At 69.4% G+C, this 19,598-nt stretch carries 20 protein-coding genes; 14 read left to right on the plus strand and 6 right to left on the minus strand.

The features are described 5' to 3' along the window. Positions 1–14: 14 nt before the first annotated feature. On the minus strand, positions 15–623 hold the full coding sequence (gene gstA / locus FHT38_RS22460) for a glutathione transferase GstA (RefSeq protein ID WP_183493282.1): 609 nt from the start codon (positions 621–623) through the stop codon (positions 15–17). Positions 624–825: 202 nt separating this feature from the next. Between gstA and FHT38_RS22465 the strand changes: the two genes are divergently transcribed. From FHT38_RS22465 to FHT38_RS22480, 4 genes are all read left to right on the plus strand, one after another. Further along, positions 826–1,323 (plus strand): MaoC family dehydratase, encoded by a 498-nt coding sequence (locus tag FHT38_RS22465; RefSeq protein WP_183493283.1) that lies wholly within the window; start codon positions 826–828, stop codon positions 1,321–1,323. A 165-nt stretch (positions 1,324–1,488) separates the two neighbouring features. Continuing rightward, positions 1,489–2,970, plus strand: coding sequence for an alpha/beta hydrolase (locus FHT38_RS22470; RefSeq protein ID WP_255488891.1), 1,482 nt, complete (start codon positions 1,489–1,491; stop codon positions 2,968–2,970). Next, positions 2,967–3,782, plus strand: coding sequence for an ATP-binding cassette domain-containing protein (locus FHT38_RS22475; protein WP_091729580.1), 816 nt, complete (start codon positions 2,967–2,969; stop codon positions 3,780–3,782). Before FHT38_RS22470 ends, FHT38_RS22475 begins: the two co-directional genes overlap by 4 nt. Beyond that, positions 3,779–4,957 (plus strand): ABC transporter permease, encoded by a 1,179-nt coding sequence (locus tag FHT38_RS22480; RefSeq protein WP_183483602.1) that lies wholly within the window; start codon positions 3,779–3,781, stop codon positions 4,955–4,957. The genes FHT38_RS22475 and FHT38_RS22480 overlap by 4 nt, the downstream gene beginning before the upstream one ends. 2 nt (positions 4,958–4,959) lie before the next feature. Here the strand turns inward: FHT38_RS22480 and FHT38_RS22485 are convergent, their stop codons facing one another. After that, on the minus strand, positions 4,960–5,205 hold the full coding sequence (locus FHT38_RS22485) for a hypothetical protein (protein ID WP_091729590.1): 246 nt from the start codon (positions 5,203–5,205) through the stop codon (positions 4,960–4,962). A gap of 363 nt (positions 5,206–5,568) precedes the next feature. On the opposite strand from FHT38_RS22485, the gene FHT38_RS22490 reads away from it, so the two are divergent. From FHT38_RS22490 to FHT38_RS22505, 4 genes are all read left to right on the plus strand, one after another. Further along, complete coding sequence (locus FHT38_RS22490; protein ID WP_091729594.1) at positions 5,569–6,282, plus strand: helix-turn-helix transcriptional regulator; 714 nt, start codon at positions 5,569–5,571, stop codon at positions 6,280–6,282. Between the two features lie 125 nt (positions 6,283–6,407). Further along, entirely contained in the window at positions 6,408–6,596 is a 189-nt protein-coding gene (locus FHT38_RS22495; RefSeq protein ID WP_091729598.1) for a hypothetical protein, read from the plus strand. Between the two features lie 56 nt (positions 6,597–6,652). Continuing rightward, entirely contained in the window at positions 6,653–7,897 is a 1,245-nt protein-coding gene (locus FHT38_RS22500; protein ID WP_183493285.1) for an HlyD family secretion protein, read from the plus strand. Then, complete coding sequence (locus tag FHT38_RS22505; protein ID WP_310737416.1) at positions 7,890–10,070, plus strand: peptidase domain-containing ABC transporter; 2,181 nt, start codon at positions 7,890–7,892, stop codon at positions 10,068–10,070. The genes FHT38_RS22500 and FHT38_RS22505 overlap by 8 nt, the downstream gene beginning before the upstream one ends. Positions 10,071–10,289: 219 nt before the next feature. On the opposite strand, the gene FHT38_RS22510 is transcribed toward FHT38_RS22505, so the two are convergent. Together FHT38_RS22510 and FHT38_RS22515 are read right to left on the minus strand one after the other, a co-directional pair. Beyond that, positions 10,290–11,291, minus strand: a complete 1,002-nt coding sequence (locus tag FHT38_RS22510; RefSeq protein WP_183493639.1) for a tripartite tricarboxylate transporter substrate binding protein — start codon at positions 11,289–11,291, stop codon at positions 10,290–10,292. 90 nt (positions 11,292–11,381) lie between these two features. Beyond that, entirely contained in the window at positions 11,382–11,642 is a 261-nt protein-coding gene (locus FHT38_RS22515) for a YkgJ family cysteine cluster protein (RefSeq protein WP_091729611.1), read from the minus strand. Positions 11,643–11,852: 210 nt separating this feature from the next. Here FHT38_RS22515 and mnmG point away from each other — a divergent pair, with 210 nt between their 5' ends. The 4 genes from mnmG to FHT38_RS22535 all read left to right on the plus strand — a co-directional run bounded on the left by mnmG (position 11,853) and on the right by FHT38_RS22535 (position 16,219). Next, on the plus strand, positions 11,853–13,820 hold the full coding sequence (mnmG, locus tag FHT38_RS22520; RefSeq protein ID WP_183493286.1) for a tRNA uridine-5-carboxymethylaminomethyl(34) synthesis enzyme MnmG: 1,968 nt from the start codon (positions 11,853–11,855) through the stop codon (positions 13,818–13,820). Between the two features lie 48 nt (positions 13,821–13,868). Next, positions 13,869–14,549, plus strand: a complete 681-nt coding sequence (gene rsmG / locus FHT38_RS22525) for a 16S rRNA (guanine(527)-N(7))-methyltransferase RsmG (protein WP_183493287.1) — start codon at positions 13,869–13,871, stop codon at positions 14,547–14,549. 88 nt (positions 14,550–14,637) lie between these two features. Further along, positions 14,638–15,411 carry a ParA family protein gene (locus FHT38_RS22530; RefSeq protein WP_091729619.1) on the plus strand — a complete coding sequence of 258 codons (774 nt, stop codon included), beginning with the start codon at positions 14,638–14,640 and terminating at the stop codon, positions 15,409–15,411. 13 nt (positions 15,412–15,424) lie between these two features. Then, the gene (locus FHT38_RS22535) at positions 15,425–16,219 is read left to right on the plus strand and encodes a GNAT family N-acetyltransferase (protein WP_183493288.1); all 795 of its coding nucleotides are present in this window, start codon (positions 15,425–15,427) and stop codon (positions 16,217–16,219) included. Between the two features lie 25 nt (positions 16,220–16,244). Here the strand turns inward: FHT38_RS22535 and FHT38_RS22540 are convergent, their stop codons facing one another. Continuing rightward, positions 16,245–16,694 carry a GNAT family N-acetyltransferase gene (locus tag FHT38_RS22540; protein ID WP_183493289.1) on the minus strand — a complete coding sequence of 150 codons (450 nt, stop codon included), beginning with the start codon at positions 16,692–16,694 and terminating at the stop codon, positions 16,245–16,247. After that, positions 16,694–17,659, minus strand: a complete 966-nt coding sequence (argC, locus tag FHT38_RS22545; RefSeq protein WP_183493290.1) for an N-acetyl-gamma-glutamyl-phosphate reductase — start codon at positions 17,657–17,659, stop codon at positions 16,694–16,696. The genes FHT38_RS22540 and argC overlap by 1 nt, the downstream gene beginning before the upstream one ends. 79 nt (positions 17,660–17,738) lie before the next feature. On the opposite strand from argC, the gene FHT38_RS22550 reads away from it, so the two are divergent. Both FHT38_RS22550 and FHT38_RS22555 read left to right on the plus strand, forming a co-directional pair. Then, positions 17,739–18,329, plus strand: a complete 591-nt coding sequence (locus FHT38_RS22550; protein ID WP_091729637.1) for an alpha/beta hydrolase — start codon at positions 17,739–17,741, stop codon at positions 18,327–18,329. An 87-nt stretch (positions 18,330–18,416) separates the two neighbouring features. Further along, a complete protein-coding gene (locus FHT38_RS22555; RefSeq protein ID WP_091729640.1) occupies positions 18,417–19,325 on the plus strand; it encodes a ParB/RepB/Spo0J family partition protein in 909 nt (302 codons plus the stop codon). The last annotated feature ends 273 nt before the right edge of the window (positions 19,326–19,598 follow it).

Below are 19,598 nucleotides of genomic sequence, written 5' to 3' on the forward strand. Positions count from 1 at the left end.
CACCGAGGGCCCGACTACTTCAGCAGGCCTTCTGCCTTCATCGCTTCCTGCACGGCCGGCCGGGCCGCGACGCGGCCGCGGTAGGCCACCAGATTGGCATAACCGGCGAGATCCACGCCCACGTGCTGTGCCCAGTTCGAGACGGTGAACAGGTAGGCATCCGCGACCGAGAACTGCTCGCCCATCAGGAACTGCTTGCCTTCGAGCTGGCCGTCGATCCACTTGAAGCGCTCATGCAGCTTGCTGCGGAACACGCCCTTGGCGTCCTCCGAGACCGCCGGGTTGAACAGCGGGCTGAAGGTCTTGTGCAGCTCGGACGTGATGAAGTTGAGCCACTCCTGCAGCCGGTAGCGCGCCATCGTGCCGTTGGCCGGCGCGAGCTGCTTGTCGGGCGCCTGGTCGGCGATGTACTGGACGATCGCCGGCCCTTCGGTCAGCCGCTGGCCGTCGTCGAGCTCCAGCAGCGGCACATACCCCTTGGGATTGATGCCGTAGTAATCGGTCCCGTCCTGCAGCTTGTGGGTCTTGGTGCTGGCCAGCACCGGCTCGAAGGCCAGGCCGGCCTCGCGCAGGACGATGTGCGGCGACAGCGAGCAGGCGCCGGGGCTGTAGTAGAGCTTCATGGGGTCTCCTTCGACGTGGCCCGCTCGGCAGCGAGCGGGCGATTGGGGAACGGATTGGGGAAGCGGAACCCGGGGACCATACGCGCCCAGCCGGACGGGCGCAATGCCGAGGGCGGCGCGCGGGGATGTCGCCGTCGCGCCAATCGCCCGGCGGCCGCGCGCCTACAGTCGCCCGATCGAGACTTGTCCGAGGACCTCATCGATGCGCTCCCCCACGCCCACCCCCGCCCAGACTTCCGCCCCGACCCCCTCCCCGACCCATGCCTTCGAGGACTTCAGCGTCGGCCAGGTCCGTGAGTTCGGCTCGCGCCTTGTCGACCGCGAGGAGGGCCTGGCCTTCGCCGCGGCCTACGACCCGCAGCCGCTGCATCTGGATGAGGACGCCGCCACCGCCTCGGTGCTGGGCGGCCTCTCGATCAGCGGCTGGCACACCTGCGCGCTGGTGATGCGGATGATGTGCGACGCCTACCTGCTGGACTCGACCAGCCAGGGCTCCCCCGGCATCGACCAGCTGCGCTGGCTCAAGCCCGTGCGCCCCGGCGACACGCTGCGGGTGCGCATGACCGTGCTCGAGACCAAGGACAGCCGCAGCCGCCCGGCCATCGGGCTGGTGCGCTCGAGCTGGGAGGTCTTCAACCAGAAGGACGAGCTGGTCATGACCATGGAAGGCTGGGGCATGTTCGGTCGCCGCGGGACCTGACCGAAGGCACCCGGCCGCGTCCCTCCCGCTGGCCATAATCGCCGGGCACGACGGAGGAGAGAGTCCATGTTGACGCGTCCCGGGGCAAGGCCTGCCCCCCGAGCCCGGCCGGTCCCGGCCCTGCGACCGAAGGCGGCGGCCTCAGTGGCGGCTTCAGCAGCAGCGTTGGCAGCGCTCGCGCTGGCCGCCGGCGGCGCCCGCGCCGCATCGCCCGAGGCGGCCCCGCCGCTGAAGGCCTGCCGGGTCGACGGTGTCTCCACCGAGGTGCTGTGCGGCCAGGTGAGCCGGCCGCTCGATCCGGCCCGGCCCGACGGCGTGCGCATCGACATCCGCTACGTCGTGGTGCCCGCGCTGGCCCGCAACAAGCTGCCCGACCCGGTGCTGCTGCTGGCCGGTGGTCCCGGCCAGAGCGCCATCGCGCTGACGGCCTCGGTGATGCCCCGGCTGTCGCGGTTGAACTATCGCCGCGACCTGGTGTTCATCGACCAGCGCGGCACCGGCCGCTCGGCGCCGCTCTCCTGCCCCGACAACAGCGACCGCAGCCTGGACGAGCTGCTCAAGCCCGGCGCCAAGGTCCGGCTGCTCGAGCAATGCCGCGACGCGCTGCAACGGCTGCCCCACGGCGACCTGCGCTTCTACACCACGACGATCGCGATGCAGGACATGGACGCCGTGCGCGCGGCGCTCGGCGTCGAGCGCTGGAACCTGATCGGCGCGTCCTACGGCACCCGCGCGGCGCTCGAGTACCAGCGCCAGTTCCCCGACCGGGTGCGCCGCGCCGTCATCGACGGCGTCGCGCCGCCGGACATGGTGCTGCCGGTCAGCTTCTCGCAGGACGCGCAGCGCGCGCTGGACCTCAGCTTCGCCGCCTGCGCCCAGGCCGCCGACTGCCAGGCCCGCTATCCGGCGCTGAAGGCGGAATGGCAGGCGCTGCTCAAGGGCATGCCGCGCAAGGTCGCCTTCACCCATCCGCTGACCGGGCGGCCGGAGGAAGTCACCCTGACGCGCGAAGGCCTGCTGGGCCTGGTGCGCCCGCCGCTGTACGCGCCCCAGGTCGCCGCGGCGCTGCCGGCGGCCATCCATGAAGCGTCGCTGGGCCGCTTCGACGCGCTGGCGGGGCTGGCCGGCCAGCTCAGCGGCGGCTCGCGCGCGATGCGGATCTTCGAGGGCATGCACTTCTCGGTGATCTGCGCCGAGGACGCGCCCCGCATCGCCGCCTCGACCGAGGCGCCCTCGCCCGACTTCGGCACCCTGGACCGCGACCTCTACGCGCGCGTCTGCGCCAGCTGGCCGCGCGGCGCGGTCGAGCCCGCGTTCTATGCCCTCCCCCCGGCCCGCCATCCGGTGCTGATCACCAGCGGCGGCAGCGATCCCGCGACGCCCGAGCGTCACGGACAGCGCGTGCAGGCCGCGCTGGGCGCGCAGGCGCGGCATGTGGTCGTGCCCACCGCGGGCCATGGCGTCGTGCTGGCGCTGCCCTGCATGCGCGACGTGCTGTTCCGCTTCATCGACGCGCCGCGGGATGCCGATGCCCTGGCCGTCGACGCGAATTGCGCCCTCAAGCTGCCGCGCCCGCCCGCCTTCCTGCCCCCCACCCCGGCGACCCTCGCGGCCGCCGCCTCCGCCGTCCGGGAGTCCGACCGATGATCCGCCTGCATGCCCTCCACAAGGCCTTCCAGACGCGCGGCGGCGGCGGCTCGCTGGCGGCCCGCTTCGGCCGCAAGGGCCCGGCGCGCACCGTCGTCGCGGTCGATCACCTGGACCTGGACGCGCCCAACGGCCGCATCACCGGGCTGCTCGGCCCCAACGGCGCGGGCAAGACGACCTCGCTGCGGATGCTGGCGGGCCTGTTCCCGCCGGACCGGGGCGCGATCGAGGTCGACGGCGTGGACGTGCTGCGCTCGCCGCGCGAGGCGCTGTCGCGCATGGGCATCCTGGGCGATGCCCATGGCCTGTACCCGCGCCTGACCGCGCGGGAGAACATCGTCTACTTCGCGCGGCTGCAGGACCTGCCGATGGAGCAGGCCCAGGCGCGGGCGGAGTCGCTCGCGGAACTGCTGGACATGCGCGCCATCCTGGACCGCCGCGCCGAGGGCTTCAGCCAGGGCGAACGGATGAAGACCGCGCTGGCCCGCGCGCTGGTGCACGACCCGGCCAACATCGTGCTGGACGAACCGACCAACGGGCTGGACGTGGTCGCCACGCGCGCGCTGCGCGAGGTGCTGCGCCACCTGCGCTCGCCGGCTGGCGGCGCCAAGTGCATCGTCTTCTCGAGCCACATCATGCAAGAGGTGGAACAGCTCTGCGACCAGGTCGTGGTCATGTCGCATGGGCGCTCGGTCGCGACCGGCACCGTCGACGGCCTGCTCGCGCAGACCGGCCGGCAACGCTTCGAGGACGCCTTCGTCGACCTCGCCTTCCCCGAGGCCGCGCACGCGCGCCACCTGGAGTCCGCATGAACGGTCCCTTCCTCAAGGCTTTCCGCACCGTCTTCGCCAAGGAGATCGTCGACGCGCTGCGCGACCGCCGCACGCTGCTGCGCCTACTGGTTCCGGCGGTGCTGATGGGGCCGCTGCTGCTGATGCTGATGTCGGGCCTGACGGCCTCGCTGCAGGAGCGCGCCGAGCAGCGCGAGCTGCTCGCCGTGGGCATCGAGCATGCGCCCACGCTGCGCAACTACCTCGAGCGCCAGAACTACACGATCAAGGCCGCGCCGGCCGACTACGAGGCCCAACTGCGCTCGTCCACGCTGAGCGATCCGGTGATGGTCGTGCCGGCCGACTTCGAGACGCTGCTGGCCGGCGGCGAGGCGCCGCGCATCGAGATCGTCACCGACAGCGCCAACCAGCGCGCCGAGGCCGGCGTGGGCACGATCGGCCGCCTGCTGCAGGGCTTCGGCAGCGAGCGCGCGACGCTGACGCTGGCGATGCGCGGCATCGGCGCGCGGCAGCTGCAGCCGGTCGAGGTCCAGGAACGCGACCTCGCCAGCCTGCAGGCGCGTTCGACGCGGCTGACCCAGATCCTGCCGATGTTCATCATGATGGCGGTGCTCTACGGCGCGCTGACCGCCGCGCTCGACAGCACCGCCGGCGAGCGCGAGCGCGGCTCGCTCGAGCCGCTGCTGGTCAATCCGGCGCCGCATGCCGCCATCGTCGCCGGCAAGTGGGCCGCGGTGATGATGGCGGGCCTGGCGGTGGCCGTGCTGTCCAACCTCAGCTTCCTGCCCGGCCAGTGGCTGATGCGCAGCGACGCGCTGGCGGCGATGTTCCAGTTCGGCTGGAGCGAGGCGCTGCGCTTCCTGCTGCTGCAGATCCCGCTGGCCGCGGGCCTGGCGGCGGTGCTGATGGCGCTGGCCATCCGCACCAAGACCTTCAAGGAAGCGCAGGCCAGCACCACGCTGGTGGTGACCGCGATCTCGCTGGCGCCGGTGGTGGCCATCATCCATCCCGGCGGCGAGGCCTCCTGGCACCTGTGGGTGCCGGGGCTGGGTCAGAACCTGCTCATGATGCAGGTGCTCAAGGGCGAGCCGCTGACCTTCGCGAAGGTGATGCCGACGGTGATCGTCGGCGCCGCGCTCACCGTGGCCGGGCTGGCGCTGGTGGCGCGCTCGATGCGCGCGGCCGTGGCGCGATGAGCTCAGTGCCGCGTCGCGAGCGCCAGCTGCACCTGCTCCTGCCACGGCAGCGTGTGCACGATGCCGTTGAGCTGGATGGCCGATTCGATGGGAGCGAGCACCTCGCCCTCGCCATTCAGGAACTGGAGATTGGTCACCAGTGCCATCGGATCGACCATCGACACGATGCCGTAAGGCATGCGCACCCAGTCCCATGCCACGCCGGCGGCGCCGAATTCCGACTCGCCACTCCACAGGGTTTGCCCCATGGCCGGGTGATCCTCGTCTCCCGCCACCAACACGCGCGTGCTCAAATGCGCGAACTGTAAGCGGGGTAGACGCTGCACATCACACAATATTCGTGGCCACGCGTACACAATCCAAGCTGGTGTCATTGTCAGAATTGTTTGGTTTGGCTATTGCGGATCGGCGGTTGCTGCTTCTCCCCTTGACCAGCAGTGTGGTCATGATGAGCACGACCCGCCAGCTGTAAACCCTGTCAGGGGCGTGAATGCGTCACGTGGCCTATGCGGTCGCAGTGGGCGCGTGGCGGAACCCCGACGAGCCCGGCGCCCCCCCGCGACAGCCACCCGAAGAGGCCCACAAGGCCGGCCGATGGGCCGGAGCGATCAATGCTGCAAGGCGGTTATCAATCAGTCCTGGAAGCGCGCTCACGCGAAGAGTTCCGCAGTGAGGTGATCCGCTTCGCGCAAAAACTGGATTTCCAGACGGTCTCGGCGATCACGGTGGTGGACCACACGCTGGCCGACACCGAGTTCATCACCATCGACAACTGCCCCGCCGGTTATGCGGAGGTGATGCACGCGCCCGAATTCGGCCGCCGCGATCCGGTCATGCAGCACTGCAAGCGCAACAGCATGCCCATCGTGTGGGACCGCCAGACCTACGCCCGCCACGGCGCGAGCGACATCTGGGAATCGCAGGCGCAATTCGGCTACAGCACCGGCATCTGCCTGGCGCTGCACCTGCCCGAAGGGCGGCACTTCGTGCTTGGCGTCGATCGCGACCAGCCGCTGCCCAGCGATTCGGGCCAGCTCACGCGCATGGTCGCGGACCTGCAGCTGTTCGCGGTGCACGCGGTCGACACCGCGCTGCGCGTGCTGCTGCCGGAGGAGAAGGTCACCGAATCGCCGCGGCTCACGCCGCGCGAGCTCGAGTGCCTGCATTGGACGATGGAAGGCAAGACCGCCTGGGAAGTCGGCGCCATCCTCAGCATCACCGAACGCACGGCGGTGCTGCACATCAACAATGCGATGCACAAGCTGGGCTGCTCCAACAAGCATCAGGCGGTGCTGAAGGCGCTCCGGCTGGGCCTGATTCGCTGATGCTGCCCGCGGCGGCACCTTGTAAACACTGTAAGAGCTGACAGTTATGCGTCAGGCGGCGCGCTGCTTCAATGCGTCCCGTGCTCAACACTTTTCCGGGCACGTCACCGAATCTGGAGCCTCTTATGCAAGCCCAACCGCAAAACGTCGCTGTCACCACGCAAGTCGAAGAAGGTCTGGTCGAGTTGGACCTGCAGGCCCTGGTTCACGTCGGCGGCGGCGCCCCGAAGGGCACCTGGCTGGTCGGCAGCGATGCCACGCTGGCCGCGGCCGCGTCGGCGGACGTGGAACCCGCGCCCAAGGGCACCTGGTGAGCCCTCGCGGCTCACACGCGATCCGTCAGGTTCGCAACCAGGCGTAGCAAATCGTGGTGGCGCTCTTCCGCGCCGAAGCCCAGGCCTCGCAGCAGCAGGCCTGGCTGGGATCGGTGCAGCTGCATCGGCCCGCCACCTTGCGCTGGTTGAGCCTTCTGGCGCTGGGGGGTGTCGTCGCGGTCGGCGCCTTCCTGTTCAGTACCGAATACACCCGCAAGGCCCGCGTCAACGGCCTGCTGGTGCCCGAGCGCGGCGTGATGCGGCTGAGCGTGCCGCAGAGCGCCACCGTCGTGGCACGGCCCGTCCAGGATGGGCAGCAGGTGCGTGAGGGCGACGTGCTGTTCGTGTTGTCCCTGGACAGCGCGAATCCGACGGGCGACAGCCTGTCGCGGACCTTGAAGGACCGCGAGCAATCGCTGGGTGCCGCGCAGGCGCAGCAGCGGGAACTCGCGCAGAGCCAGGCGGCCTCGCTGAAGGCGCGGATCGCCACGCTCGAATCCACGCTGCGCCAGGCCGATGCCGAGCTGCAGCTGCATGCCCAGCGCGAGGCGCTGGCGCAGCAGAGTCTGGGACGGCTGGAATCGCTGGCGAAGGACCAGTTCGTATCGAGCGCCCAGGTCCAGACCAAGCGGGAGGAGTTGCTTGGCTTGCAGGCCCAACGGCAGGCACTTTCGCGCGAGCGCGAAAACCTGCAGCGGGAGGCGTTGGGCTTGCAAGCTGAGCTTCAGGCGATTCCCTTGAAGGCACAGGTCCAGCAAGGGGAACTCGCGCGCGACATCGCCGCGCTGCAGGCGCAGGGCGTCGAGAACGAGGCGCGCCGCCGGCTCGTGCTGCGCGCGCCCAGCGACGGTCAGATGAGCACCGTGCTGGCCGAGCCGGGCCAGGTCGTGCAGGCCGGCACGCAACTCGCCGCCCTGCTCCCCGCCCGCACGCCGCTGCAGGCGCATCTCTACGCCCCGTCCAGCGCCGTCGGCTTCCTGCGCCCGCACCAGGCGGTGCTGCTGCGCTACCAGGCCTTCCCGTACCAGAAATTCGGCCAGCAGGCCGGCGAGGTCCTGCAGGTCGCGCGCACCCCGCTGCAGGCCGCGGAGCTCGCCCAGCTCGGCCTGCCGGCCGCGATGGCGCAAGGCGAGCCGATGTACCGCATCACCGTGCAGCTGCAGCGCCAGTCGGTCGAGGCCTACGGGCAGGACCAGACGCTCAGCCCCGGTATGCTGCTCGAGGCCGACGTGCTGCTCGAGCGGCGCCGCCTGATTGAATGGATCTTCGAACCGCTGCTGAGCCTCGCCCGCCGTGTCTGACGTCCCCGCCTCCGGCGCCCCGCCAGGCGCTCCGCCGCCGGGCGCCGCGCCCACCGGCTTCCTGGCGAAGCTGAACCTCGGCTGGCGCCGCCGCCGTCCCGTCATCCTGCAGACCGAGGCCGCCGAGTGCGGCCTCGCCTGCCTGGCCATGGTCGCCGCGGCGCACGGCCAGCGCTGGGCGCTGGGCGAGCTGCGGGACCGCTTCGCCGTCTCGCTCAAGGGCCTGACGATGGCGGACCTGGTCCGCATGGGCGCGCAGCTCGGCCTCACCGCCCGCGCGCTGCGCGCCGAGCCGCACACGCTGCACAAGCTGCACACGCCCTGCATCCTGCACTGGGACTTCAACCACTTCGTCGTGCTGGACCGCGTCGACGGCGACCGCGCGGTCGTGCTCGATCCCGCGCACGGCGAGCGCCGGCTGCCGCTGGCCGAGGTCTCCAAGCACTTCACCGGCGTCGCGCTCGAACTGCGGCCCGGCATGGACTTCGCCCGCAAGGCGCCGGCGCCGGCGCCCCAATGGCGGCAGCTGCTCGGCCACGTCAGCGGGCTCAAGCGCTCCATCGCGCAGGTGCTCGCGCTCGCGCTCGGACTCGAGTTGCTGGGCCTGCTCGCGCCCTTCCTGCTGCAATGGACCGTCGATGGCGTCATCGTCAGCGCCGACCGCGACCTGCTCGTCACGCTGGGCATCGGCTTCGCGCTGCTCGTGCTGCTGCAGGTCGGCATGGGCCTGCTGCGCTCATGGGCGGTGATGATCCTGTCGGCCTCGCTCAACCTGCAGTGGCTCTCCAACGTCTTCTCGCACCTCCTGCGGCTGCCGCTGGCCTGGTTCGAGAAACGCCATCTCGGCGACATCTGGTCGCGCTTCTCCAGCGTCCAGGAAATCCAGAAGACGCTGACCGGCAGCTTCATCGAGGCCGTGCTCGACGGCCTCATGGTCCTGCTCACGCTGGCGATGATGGTGCTCTACAGCGGCCGCCTCACGGCGGTCGCGTTGACCGCCGTGGCCGGCTACGCGCTGCTGCGCTGGGCCTGCTTCCGGCCGCTGCGCGACGCCCAGGAAGAAGCGCTGACCCACGAGGCGCGCCAGAACAGCCACTTCCTCGAATCGCTGCGCGGTGCGCAGGCGATCAAGCTCTTCAACGCGCAGGCCGATCGCGGCGCGCGTTTCGCCAACCTGGTCGTCGAGCAGATGAATGCCTCACTGACCGGCCGCAAGCTCGAGCTCGGCATGACGCAGGGCAACAAGCTGCTGTTCGGGCTCGAGCGTGTCGCCATCGTCGGGCTGGGCGCGATGCTCGTGCTGGACAAGGAACTCTCGGTCGGCATGTTGTTCGCGTTCCTCGCCTACAAGGACCAATTCAGCCAACGCATCGCCGGCCTGATCGACAAGGTCGTCGCGCTCAAGATGCTGCGCCTGCAGGGCGAGCGCCTGGCCGACATCGTCCTCACCGCGCCCGAGGCCGACCTGGACGCGCCCGGCCGCGCGGTGCCGCGCGAGGCGCCGCTGGAGCTCGACGGCCTGCGCTTCCGTTACGCCGACGGCGAGCCGGAGGTCATTGCCGGCTGCTCACTGCGCATCGAGCCTGGCGAATCGGTCGCCATCGTCGGCCCGTCGGGCTGCGGCAAGACCACGCTGATGAAGCTCATGCTGGGCATCCACGCGCCGCAGCACGGCGAGATCCGCATCGGTGGCGTCGCCCTCGCCCAGCTGGGCACCAATGCCTGGCGCGAGCGCATCGGCACCGTCATGCAGGACGACCAGCTCTTCGCCGGCAGCATCGCCGACAACATCAGCTTCTTCGACCTCAACGTCGATCCTGACTGGGTCCGCGAATGCGCGCGACTGGCCTGCGTCCTGGAGGACATCGAGGCCATGCCGATGCGTTTCCAGACGCTGATCGGCGACATGGGCTCGAGCCTGTCCGGCGGCCAGCGCCAGCGCATCCTGCTGGCCCGAGCGCTCTACAAGCGCCCGCAGTTCCTGTTCCTGGACGAGGCGACGAGCGCGCTCGACGTCGAGCGCGAGCGCCTCGTCAACGCCAGCCTGCGCCAGCTCTCGCTGACGCGCATCGTCATCGCGCACCGCCCCGAGACCATCGCCGCGGCGCAGCGCGTCGTCAGCCTGCAAGGTGGCCGCGTCGTGCAGGACCTGCGCTCGGTCCAGCACCGCTGACCCAACCGACACCCCCTCCCCGCCACCGCCCCGACGCCCTCACGGCGTCAGCCAGTGCCACGCGCACGCGGCGTCAGCGAGCGAATGTGGGGCCGGAATGATGCGGGGGGTTCCCGGACGGGATGCCCCCCGCGTCGTGGAGAGCCCGCGCTTGGCCAACCGCAGTCGCCCTCCCGAGGGCACCCCAATTGGCCCCCCGGAGGGGTCACAGAAGCCCCCTCAATCGGGCTTGATCTTCGCCCGTGCCACCACCTGCTTCCAGCGCTGCTGTTCCTGCGCGATGAACGCCGCGAATTGCGCCGGCGTATTGCCGATCGGTTCCGCCGCATCGTGGCTGAGGCGCTCCTTCGCAGAAACCGATCGGATGGCCTTCGCCGATTCCACGGCGAGTTTGTCCGTGTTTGCCGCCGCGAGATTGGCCGGCGCGCACAGCCCGTACCACTGGGTCATTTCGAAGCCTGGGTAGCCTTGCTCGGCGACGGTTGGCACGTCGGGCAATTGGGGCAGGCGTTCCTTCGAGCCGGTCGCCAGACAGCGCAGCTTCCCGGCCTTGATGAATTGAAGAATGGCCGGCGCGCCGACCGACGCGGCCTCGAGCCGTCCCGCCAGCAGGTCGGTCAATTGTGGGCCGGTGCCGCGGTACGGGACGTGGAGGATGAAGAGGTCGGCGACCATTTTGAGGTACTCCATCGCCAGGTGCCCCGCGCTGCCGTTGCCGGCCGAGCCGTAGCTGAACTTGCCAGGGTTCTTGCGCACCAGCGCGACCCATTCCTTGAGGTTCTTCGCCGGCACGTCGGGATGGACGACGTAGAGGCTGGGCACCTTGGCTAGCAGCGTGATCGGCTTGAAGTCGCGGTTGGGGTCGTAGGGCAGTTTGTCGTAGATGTACGGGTTCACCGCCAGCGTCCCGATGTGGCCGAGGATCAGCGTGTGCTGGTCTTCCGCGCGCGCCACCTCCACCATCGCGATGTTGCCGCCGCCGCCGGGTTTGTTGTCGACGTAGACCGCCTGGCCCAGCGTCTTGCTCAGTTCGGCGGCGGTGGCGCGGGCCACGATCTCGCTGCTGCCGCCGGGCGCGAAGGGCACGACCAGCCGCACGTTGCGCGACGGCCAGGTGGATTGCGCGAAGGCGGGGGCGCTTGCGCCGAGGGTCGTGCCCGTGGCGCTGAGCGCGGCGGATTGGAGGAGGAAGCGGCGGCGGTCCTCGTTCGTGGGGGTCATGCGATGTCTCCGGTCGGTTCTTCTGGAGAGGATGACTCTACGAACACGCGCTTTCAAGGCGCTGTCGGTCCGTCGGCGCCGCGTGAGGGCCTAGGCCGGGGGCGCGGTCTGCTCCTCCATCCAGCCGAGCCAGCGCATCGCCTGCTCGCGGGAGTCGCCGCACATGTCCTCCGATGGCGGCAGCGATCCGCAGACCGAGGGCCGCTCCGGCCGGCCGAAGATCCGGCAGCGCAGCTCGTCGTCGAGCTGGATGCAGCGCACGCCGGCCGGCTTGCCGTCGGGCATGCCGGGGATCGGGCTGCTGATCGACGGGGCGATGCAGCAGGCGGCGCAGTGGGGGCGGCAGTTCATGACGGCGGGATTGTCGCCGCACGCCCTTCGCAGACGCCAACAAGGTCCGCCCGCTATCTCCCTGAGGCAGTGACTTATCCACAGCCCCGCGTAAAATCGCGCCCTTCCCTCATCTGAACGCCAGCCGGCTGTCCATCGCCTGGATTCGCGCCTTCCGCGCGCCGCGATGGCCTCGATCGACCGATCGCCGATTCCGCTGGACGCCTTGCCATGTTTTATCCCAAAGAGTTCGACGTGATCGTGGTCGGTGGCGGCCATGCCGGCACCGAGGCCGCACTGGCGGCGGCCCGCATGGGCGTCAGCACGCTGCTGCTGACCCACAACATCGAGACGCTGGGCCAGATGAGTTGCAACCCGTCGATCGGCGGCATCGGCAAGGGCCATCTGGTCAAGGAAGTCGACGCGCTGGGCGGCGCGATGGCCGCGGCGACCGACGAGGGCGGCATCCAGTTCCGCATCCTCAACGGCTCCAAGGGCCCGGCGGTCCGCGCCACCCGCGCGCAGGCGGACCGCATCCTCTACAAGGCCGCCATCCGGCGCCGGCTGGAGAACCAGCCCAATTTGATGCTGTTCCAGCAGGCCGTCGACGACCTGATGGTCGAGGGGGACCGCGTCGTCGGCGCGGTCACCCAGTCGGGCCTGCGCTTCCGCGCCCGGGCGGTCGTGCTGACCGCCGGCACCTTCCTCGACGGCCGGATCCACATCGGCCTGGACAACTATGCCGCCGGTCGCGCCGGCGACCCGCCGGCCGTGTCGCTGTCCGGCCGGCTCAAGGAATTGAAGCTGCCCCAAGGCCGTTTGAAAACCGGCACCCCGCCGCGCCTGGACGGCCGCACCATCGATTTCTCCAAGTGCGCCGAACAGCCGGGCGACCTGGACCCGGTGCCGGTGTTCAGCTTCATGGGCAGCGCCGCGCAGCATCCGCGGCAGTTGCCCTGCTGGATCACCCACACCAATGCCCGCACGCACGAGATCATCCGCTCCGGCTTCGACCGCAGTCCGATGTTCACCGGCGTGATCGAGGGCGTGGGTCCGCGCTACTGCCCGTCCATCGAGGACAAGATCAATCGCTTCGCCGACAAGGACTCGCATCAGATTTTCCTGGAGCCCGAAGGCCTGACGACGCACGAGTTCTATCCGAACGGGATCTCGACCTCCCTGCCCTTCGACATCCAGCTGGCGGCCGTCCAGTCCATCCCGGGACTGGAAGACGCGCACATCCTGCGCCCGGGCTATGCGATCGAGTACGACTACTTCGACCCGCGCGAGTTGAAGTCCAGCTTCGAGACGCGAGCCATCGCGGGCCTGTTCTTCGCCGGCCAGATCAACGGCACCACCGGCTACGAGGAAGCGGCCGCTCAGGGGCTGTTCGCCGGCCTGAACGCGGCGCTGCAGGTTCAAGGCAAGGACGCCTGGCTGCCTAGCCGCGACCAGGCCTATCTGGGCGTGCTGGTCGACGACCTGATTACCAAGGGCGTCACCGAGCCCTACCGGATGTTCACGAGTCGCGCCGAGTTCCGGCTCCAGCTCCGCGAGGACAACGCCGACATGCGACTGACCGAAGCGGGGCGGCAACTGGGCTTGGTGGACGATGCCCGCTGGGATGCTTTCAACCGCAAGCGTGATGCTGTTTCACGTGAAACAGAGAAACTGAAGTCGACCTGGGTGCATCCGAACATCCTTCCGGCCGCCGATGCGGAACGTCTGGTCGGGAAGCCGCTCGAGCGCGAATACAACCTCATCGACCTGCTTCGCCGCCCTGGCGTCACCTTCAATACCATCGCTGAAGTGGCGGCAATTGCACGTCCGGAAGCCGGCGTGTCGCGCGCCGCGCTGGCCGCGTCCGTCGGCGCGGACTTGAGCGATGCGGTGGTCGAGCAGATCGAAATCAGCGTCAAGTACGCCGGCTATATCAGCAAGCAGCAGGAGGACGTCGCCCGCGCCTCCAACTACGAGCACCTGAAGCTGCCCGAAGACCTGGACTACGGCTTGGTCACCGCCCTCTCCTTCGAGGCCAGACAAAAGCTGAACAAGCATCGTCCCGAAACCCTGGGCCAAGCTTCGCGCATCTCGGGCATCACACCGGCGGCGATTTCGCTGCTGCTGATCCACCTGCGCAAGGGCCGCTTCAAGGGATTTACCGACCAGGATGCAACCGCCGAATCGGCCGCCGCCTGATTCATCCCTTCCCACGTTCCGATCCTGAATCGACCGACCACGCCGTTGATGACCGACCTCGACCTGCGCTCCCGACTTGCCGCCGCCGCCCAGACCTTGGCGCTCGGTCTGAACGACCAGCAGCTGGATCAGCTGATCGCCTACCTCCAGCTGCTGTCGAAGTGGAACAAGGTCTACAACCTGACGGCCGTCCGGGATCCCGAGGCCATGCTCACCCAGCATCTGGTCGACAGCCTCAGCCTGATCCCTCCCCTGCGCCGCCATGCCGCCGGCCAGCCGCTTCGCCTGATGGACGTCGGCAGCGGTGGCGGTTTGCCTGGCGTGGTGATCGCGATCTGCGATTCGAGCATTGATGTGACCTGCGTCGACACCGTCGGCAAGAAGGCATTCTTCATCGCTCAGGTCGCGGCGGAGATCGGCCTGCCCAATCTGCATGCAGAGCACTCCCGCGTGGAGCAGCTGAAGACGGCGCCGTTCGACGTCATCACCTCGCGGGCTTTCGCCTCGTTGGCGGATTTCACCGAGTGGACCCGCATGCACCTGAAGCCCGGCGCCGTGTGGGCAGCCATGAAGGGGCAGCAACCGGTCGAGGAGCTTGCTGAACTCCGTCAACGGGCCCCGGACCTGAGCGTGTTTCACGTGGAACAGCTGATCGTGCCCGGGCTTGACGCCCAGCGCTGCCTGCTCTGGATTCGCCCCATTGGGGCGGAAGCGACATCCGCAGCCTGAGGTCGCCCTCTCCCGGCGACTCTGCGTCGCCGACCCTTGCGCCAGCGGTTAAGCTGCGCCCTCTCCCGAGTTCGTTCTCCCAGCATTCATGGCCAAGATCTTTTGCGTTGCGAACCAAAAAGGTGGCGTCGGCAAGACGACCACCACCGTGAATCTGGCCGCCGGCCTGGCCAAGGTCGGCCAGCGCGTGCTGGTGGTCGACCTGGATCCGCAGGGCAACGCGACGATGGGGTCGGGCATCGACAAGCGCGCCCTGGCCCTCACTGTCTACGACGTGCTGCTGGAATCGGCCACCATCGCCGAAGCCCGGCAGCGCAGCGAGAAGGCTGGCTATGACGTGCTGGGCGCCAACCGGGAACTGGCGGGCGCTGAGGTGGAGCTGGTCGAATTGGAACGCCGCGAGCAGCGCCTGAAGACCGCGCTGGCCGCCGCCGCGCAGGATTACGACTTCGTCCTGATCGACTGCCCGCCCTCGTTGTCCATGCTGACGCTCAATGGCCTGTGCTCGGCCCACGGTGTGGTCGTGCCGATGCAGTGCGAGTACTTCGCGCTGGAGGGCCTGACCGACCTGGTCAACACGATCAAGCAGATCCACGCCAACCTGAACCCGGACCTGCAGATCATCGGCCTGCTGCGCGTGATGTTTGATCCGCGCATCACCCTGCAGCAGCAGGTGAGCGAGCAGCTGAAGGCGCACTTCGGCGAGAAGGTCTTCGACACCGTCATCCCCCGCAACGTCCGTCTTGCCGAAGCGCCCAGCTACGGTCTGCCCGGCGTGGTCTTCGATGGTGGATCCAAGGGTGCGCATGCCTTCATCGACTTCGCCAAGGAAATGGTGAAGCGCGTCGGCGGCATGCGCTGAGCGCGTCCCATCGATGTCGCCGGAACTGGACGCCCTCGCCCGCCGCGCCGAACTGGCCGGTCTCAACGCAGCGTCGGCGCCACGTGAAGCCCAGGTGGAGGGGTGGCTGCTGCGCTTGTCGCCGGGCAAGGCCAAGCGGTCTCGCTGTGTGAACCCCCTTGCGGGGGGATCGCTTCCCCTGGAAGAGCTGTTGCGCCGCTGCCGCGTCAGCTTCGAGCAGGCCGGGCTGCCGCTGATCCTGCGCCTCACCCCGTTCAGCCAACCGGACGACCTCGACGACCGCCTCGCCGCGATGCACTGGCATCGCTTCGATCCGGCCGATGTGATGGTGCTGCCGTCCCTGGACGGCTTCGACGAGCCCGGTCCGTCGGACCCGCTGACGCCGCTTTCCGCCGCCGACTACGCTGCACTGATCGGCGCGCTGCGCCGCTCCAGCGTCGAGGAGATCACCGGCCATGCGCGGCGCCTCGAAGAAGCCAGCGTGCGTCATCAGGCCTTCAAGCTGGAACGCGATGGCGTGCTGCTCGCCTGCGGTCAGGTGGCCATCGATCCCGGGCCGGCCGGCACCTCGGTGGGCGGCATGGCGGGACTCTTCGACATCTTCACGCCCGAGGATCAACGCGGTCGTGGGCACGGCCATCGGCTCTGCGCCGCGCTCCTGGCCCAGGCGCGCGTGGAGGGCGCCACGACGGCCTATCTCCAGGTCGGCGCCGAGAACGACGCCGCGCAGCGCTTGTATGCCCGCCTGGGCTTCCTGCAGGCCTACCGCTACCACTACCGCAGCGACGATCCTCGCGCCTGGGCCTGAGCGCCCTCGCCTCGCGCGGCGAGGCTCAGTCGCGCGCCTGCCAGACCTTCAGCAAGGTGTGCCGGGTGAAGCCCGGCACGAAGTCGTGGACGTGGCTGATGCAGGCGTAGCCGAGGTGCTCGTAGAGCTCGGCAACCTCGTCCAGCAAGGTTTCGATCAGCGCATCGACGCAGCCGCGCTGCAGGGCCAGCGCCTCGAGCTGGCGCAGGCAGTCGCCGCCCAAGCCCTGGCCGCGGTGGTCCGCATCGACCCACAGGTAGCTGATGTAGAGCCGCTGGAACTCCGTGCGGCCGAAACCGCCGGCGATCAGCGCGTCGCCGTCGTAAAGCGCCACCGCGATGTCGCGGGCGTCGCTGCCCTGGGTCTGCTGGCGTCCGTGGGTGATGACGCCGTCGCGGATGGCGTCCAGGTCAGCCTGCGGAACGGCGCCATCCCGGCGCCATTCGCGGCTGGCGATCCGCGTCGGATCCGCCATCAGATGCTGTTGAGGTCCGGACCGGTCAGGCCCAGCGATTCGTCGACGCCCAGGTGCACGTTCATGCTCTGCACCGCGGCGCCGCTGGCGCCCTTGCCCAGGTTGTCCAGACGCGCCATGACGAGGACCTGCTGCTCGCTGCCGAAGACGAAAAGGTCGACGTTGTTGGTGTCGTTGCAGGCCTGCACGTCGAAGAAGCCACCCGCCAGCGTGTCCGGGTCGCGCAGCGGTTTCACGTGGACGAAGCGTTCGCCCTCGTAATGCGCAGCCAGCGCGTCGCGGACCTGCTGCGGCGTCGTGCCGGCGCGCAGCTGGCTCAGGTGCAGCGGCACCGTGACGGCCAAGCCCTTGTAGAAGTTGGAGACGATCGGCATGAACACCGGCGCCTGCTTCAGGCCGGTGTGGGCCATCATCTCCGGCAGATGCTTGTGGGCCAGGCCCAGCGCGTAAGGACGCGGCGCCGTCAGCTTCGGCTGACCGCCGGCCTCGTACTCCGCGATCATCGACTTGCCGCCGCCGGAGTAGCCGGTGATGGAGGTCGCGGTCACCAGCGCGTCGGGCGACAGCAGGCCGGCATCGACCAGCGGGCGCACCGCCAGGATGAAGGCGCTCGCATGGCAGCCGGGGTTGGCGATGCGTTTCGATTCGCGGATCCTGGCGCGCTGGCCCTTGGCCAGTTCCGGCAGGCCGAAGGCCCACCCCGGCGCGGTGCGGTGCGCGGTGCTGGCGTCGATCAGGCAGGTCTTGGGATTGGTCACCATCGCCGCCGCCTCGCGCGAGGCGGCGTCCGGCAGGCAGAGGAAGGCGACGTCGGCAGCGTTGAGCAGCCGGGCGCGCTCGGCGGGATCCTTGCGCTTGTCGGCGTCGATGCGCAGCACCTCGATGTCGGCGCGCTGCGCCAGATATTCATTGATGCGCAGGCCGGTCGTGCCTTCCTGCCCGTCGACATACACCGCGTACTTCATCGCCGCTCCTGCAAAATCCGCTGCCGCCGGGGCCCTTCCCCGATGGCGCCAAAGAAAGCGCGAAGCATAAGGCCAACAGATGTCACAGCACGCCCTTCCCTCGAATGACCTCGACGATCCCCTTTTGGCGGGTCCGGTCTACCTGCTTCCGGGTTGGTTGAATTCCGATCCCGACCATTGGCAGAGCGAGTGGCAACGCCGCCATGGCGACACGCGTGTCGAACAGGACGACTGGGAATGGCCTCGCCGCGGCGACTGGATGGCGCGCCTGGACGAGGTGCTCCAGCAGGATGCGCGCCTGGTCGAACGGCCCGCGCTGCTGGTCGCCCACAGCCTGGGCTGCCAGCTGGTGGCGGCCTGGGCCGACCACTCCAGCCACACGCGCCTGGTGGCCGGCGCGCTGCTGGTCGCGCCGCCCGACACCGAGCGCGAGGACACCCCGCCCCAGCTGCACAACTGGCGGCCCATCCGCCGCCCTCGCCTGCCGTTCCCGGCGATCGTGGTCGCCTCCACCGACGACCCCTTCTGCCGCCCCGAACGCGCCGCCGGCATGGCCGCGGACTGGGGTGCCGAATTCGTCCTGGCGGGCCCGCTCGGCCACCTGAACGCGGCGTCCGGACTCGGTGCCTGGCCGGAAGGGCGGGCGATGCTGCAGCGCCTCGCCCGCTGAGGCGCCCGGTCGGCCGCGAGCCCTCCCCCGCAAGGTGGTCGGCGGGGGCCGTCGGAAGAGCGAAGGAATCACGGAGAATCGCGCCCCATGGCGACAAAGAAACCCAAGGGCCTGGGCATGGGCCTGGAGGCCCTGCTGGGCCCCAAAGTGAGCGACGCACCGGCGGTGCGCGAAGGCGAACCCGGCGTGCTGCCGCTGGCGCAGATGCAGGCCGGCAAGTACCAGCCGCGCACGCGCATGGACGAGGGCTCGCTGTATGAGCTGGCCGAGAGCATCAAGGCGCAAGGGATCATGCAACCGATCCTGGTGCGCCCGATCGCGCCCCAGGGCGCGGTCCGCTACGAGATCATCGCCGGCGAACGGCGCTTCCGCGCCGCCAGGCTGGCCGGGCTGGCCGAGGTGCCGGTGCTGGTCAAGCCGGTGCCGGACGAGGCTGCCGCGGCGATGGCGCTGATCGAGAACATCCAGCGCGAGGACCTCAACGCGCTGGAAGAGGCGCAGGGCCTGAAGCGGCTGGTCGACGAGTTCGGCCTGACCCATGACCAGGCCGCGCAGGCGGTGGGCCGCTCGCGCAGCGCGGCGTCCAACCTGCTGCGCCTGCTCAACCTGGCCGAGCCGGTCCAGAACATGCTGATGGCCGGCGACATCGACATGGGCCATGCGCGCGCGCTGCTGGCGCTCGACGGGGCCCACCAGATCACCAGCGCGACCGAGATCGCCGCCAAGAAGCTCAGCGTGCGCGAGGCCGAGAAGCTGGTCCAGCGCCAGCAGGGCGCGGGCCGCCAGGCCCCGCTGCTGCGCGTGAAGTCGGACAAGAGCCGCGACGTGCTGCGGCTCGAGGAAGAGCTGTCGGACCTGCTGACGGCGCAGGTCGAGATCCGCGTCCGCAAGAAGACCAAGCGCGGCGAACAGGGCGAGGTGGCGATCAGCTTCGGCTCGCTCGACGAATTGAACGGCTTGCTGCAAAAGCTGCGTCCGCCAGGCGCGGAGGAGTGAGGGCGGACGGGCCGCGTTGCGCGCCGGCCCGTCGACTCAATCCATGAGGATGGCACGCGGGACGCGTGCTGTCTTCTTCGTACTTCCCACAGGTGCCCCACACACGGGGGGCCGTCAACGGCAGTGCTTCACAGACGTTGCACGAGGGAGTACAACGGGGTCACGTCTTGCTATCGCGCATCGCTCTCGATGGGCGTAGCATGGCCTCCAAAGCCGCGCCGCCCTTGAGGTTGTCGATCGCGATCCGCGACAGGGCGAAGGACTTTGGGCCAG

This window comes from Mitsuaria sp. BK041, assembly GCF_014193085.1.
Classification (GTDB): domain Bacteria; phylum Pseudomonadota; class Gammaproteobacteria; order Burkholderiales; family Burkholderiaceae_C; genus Roseateles.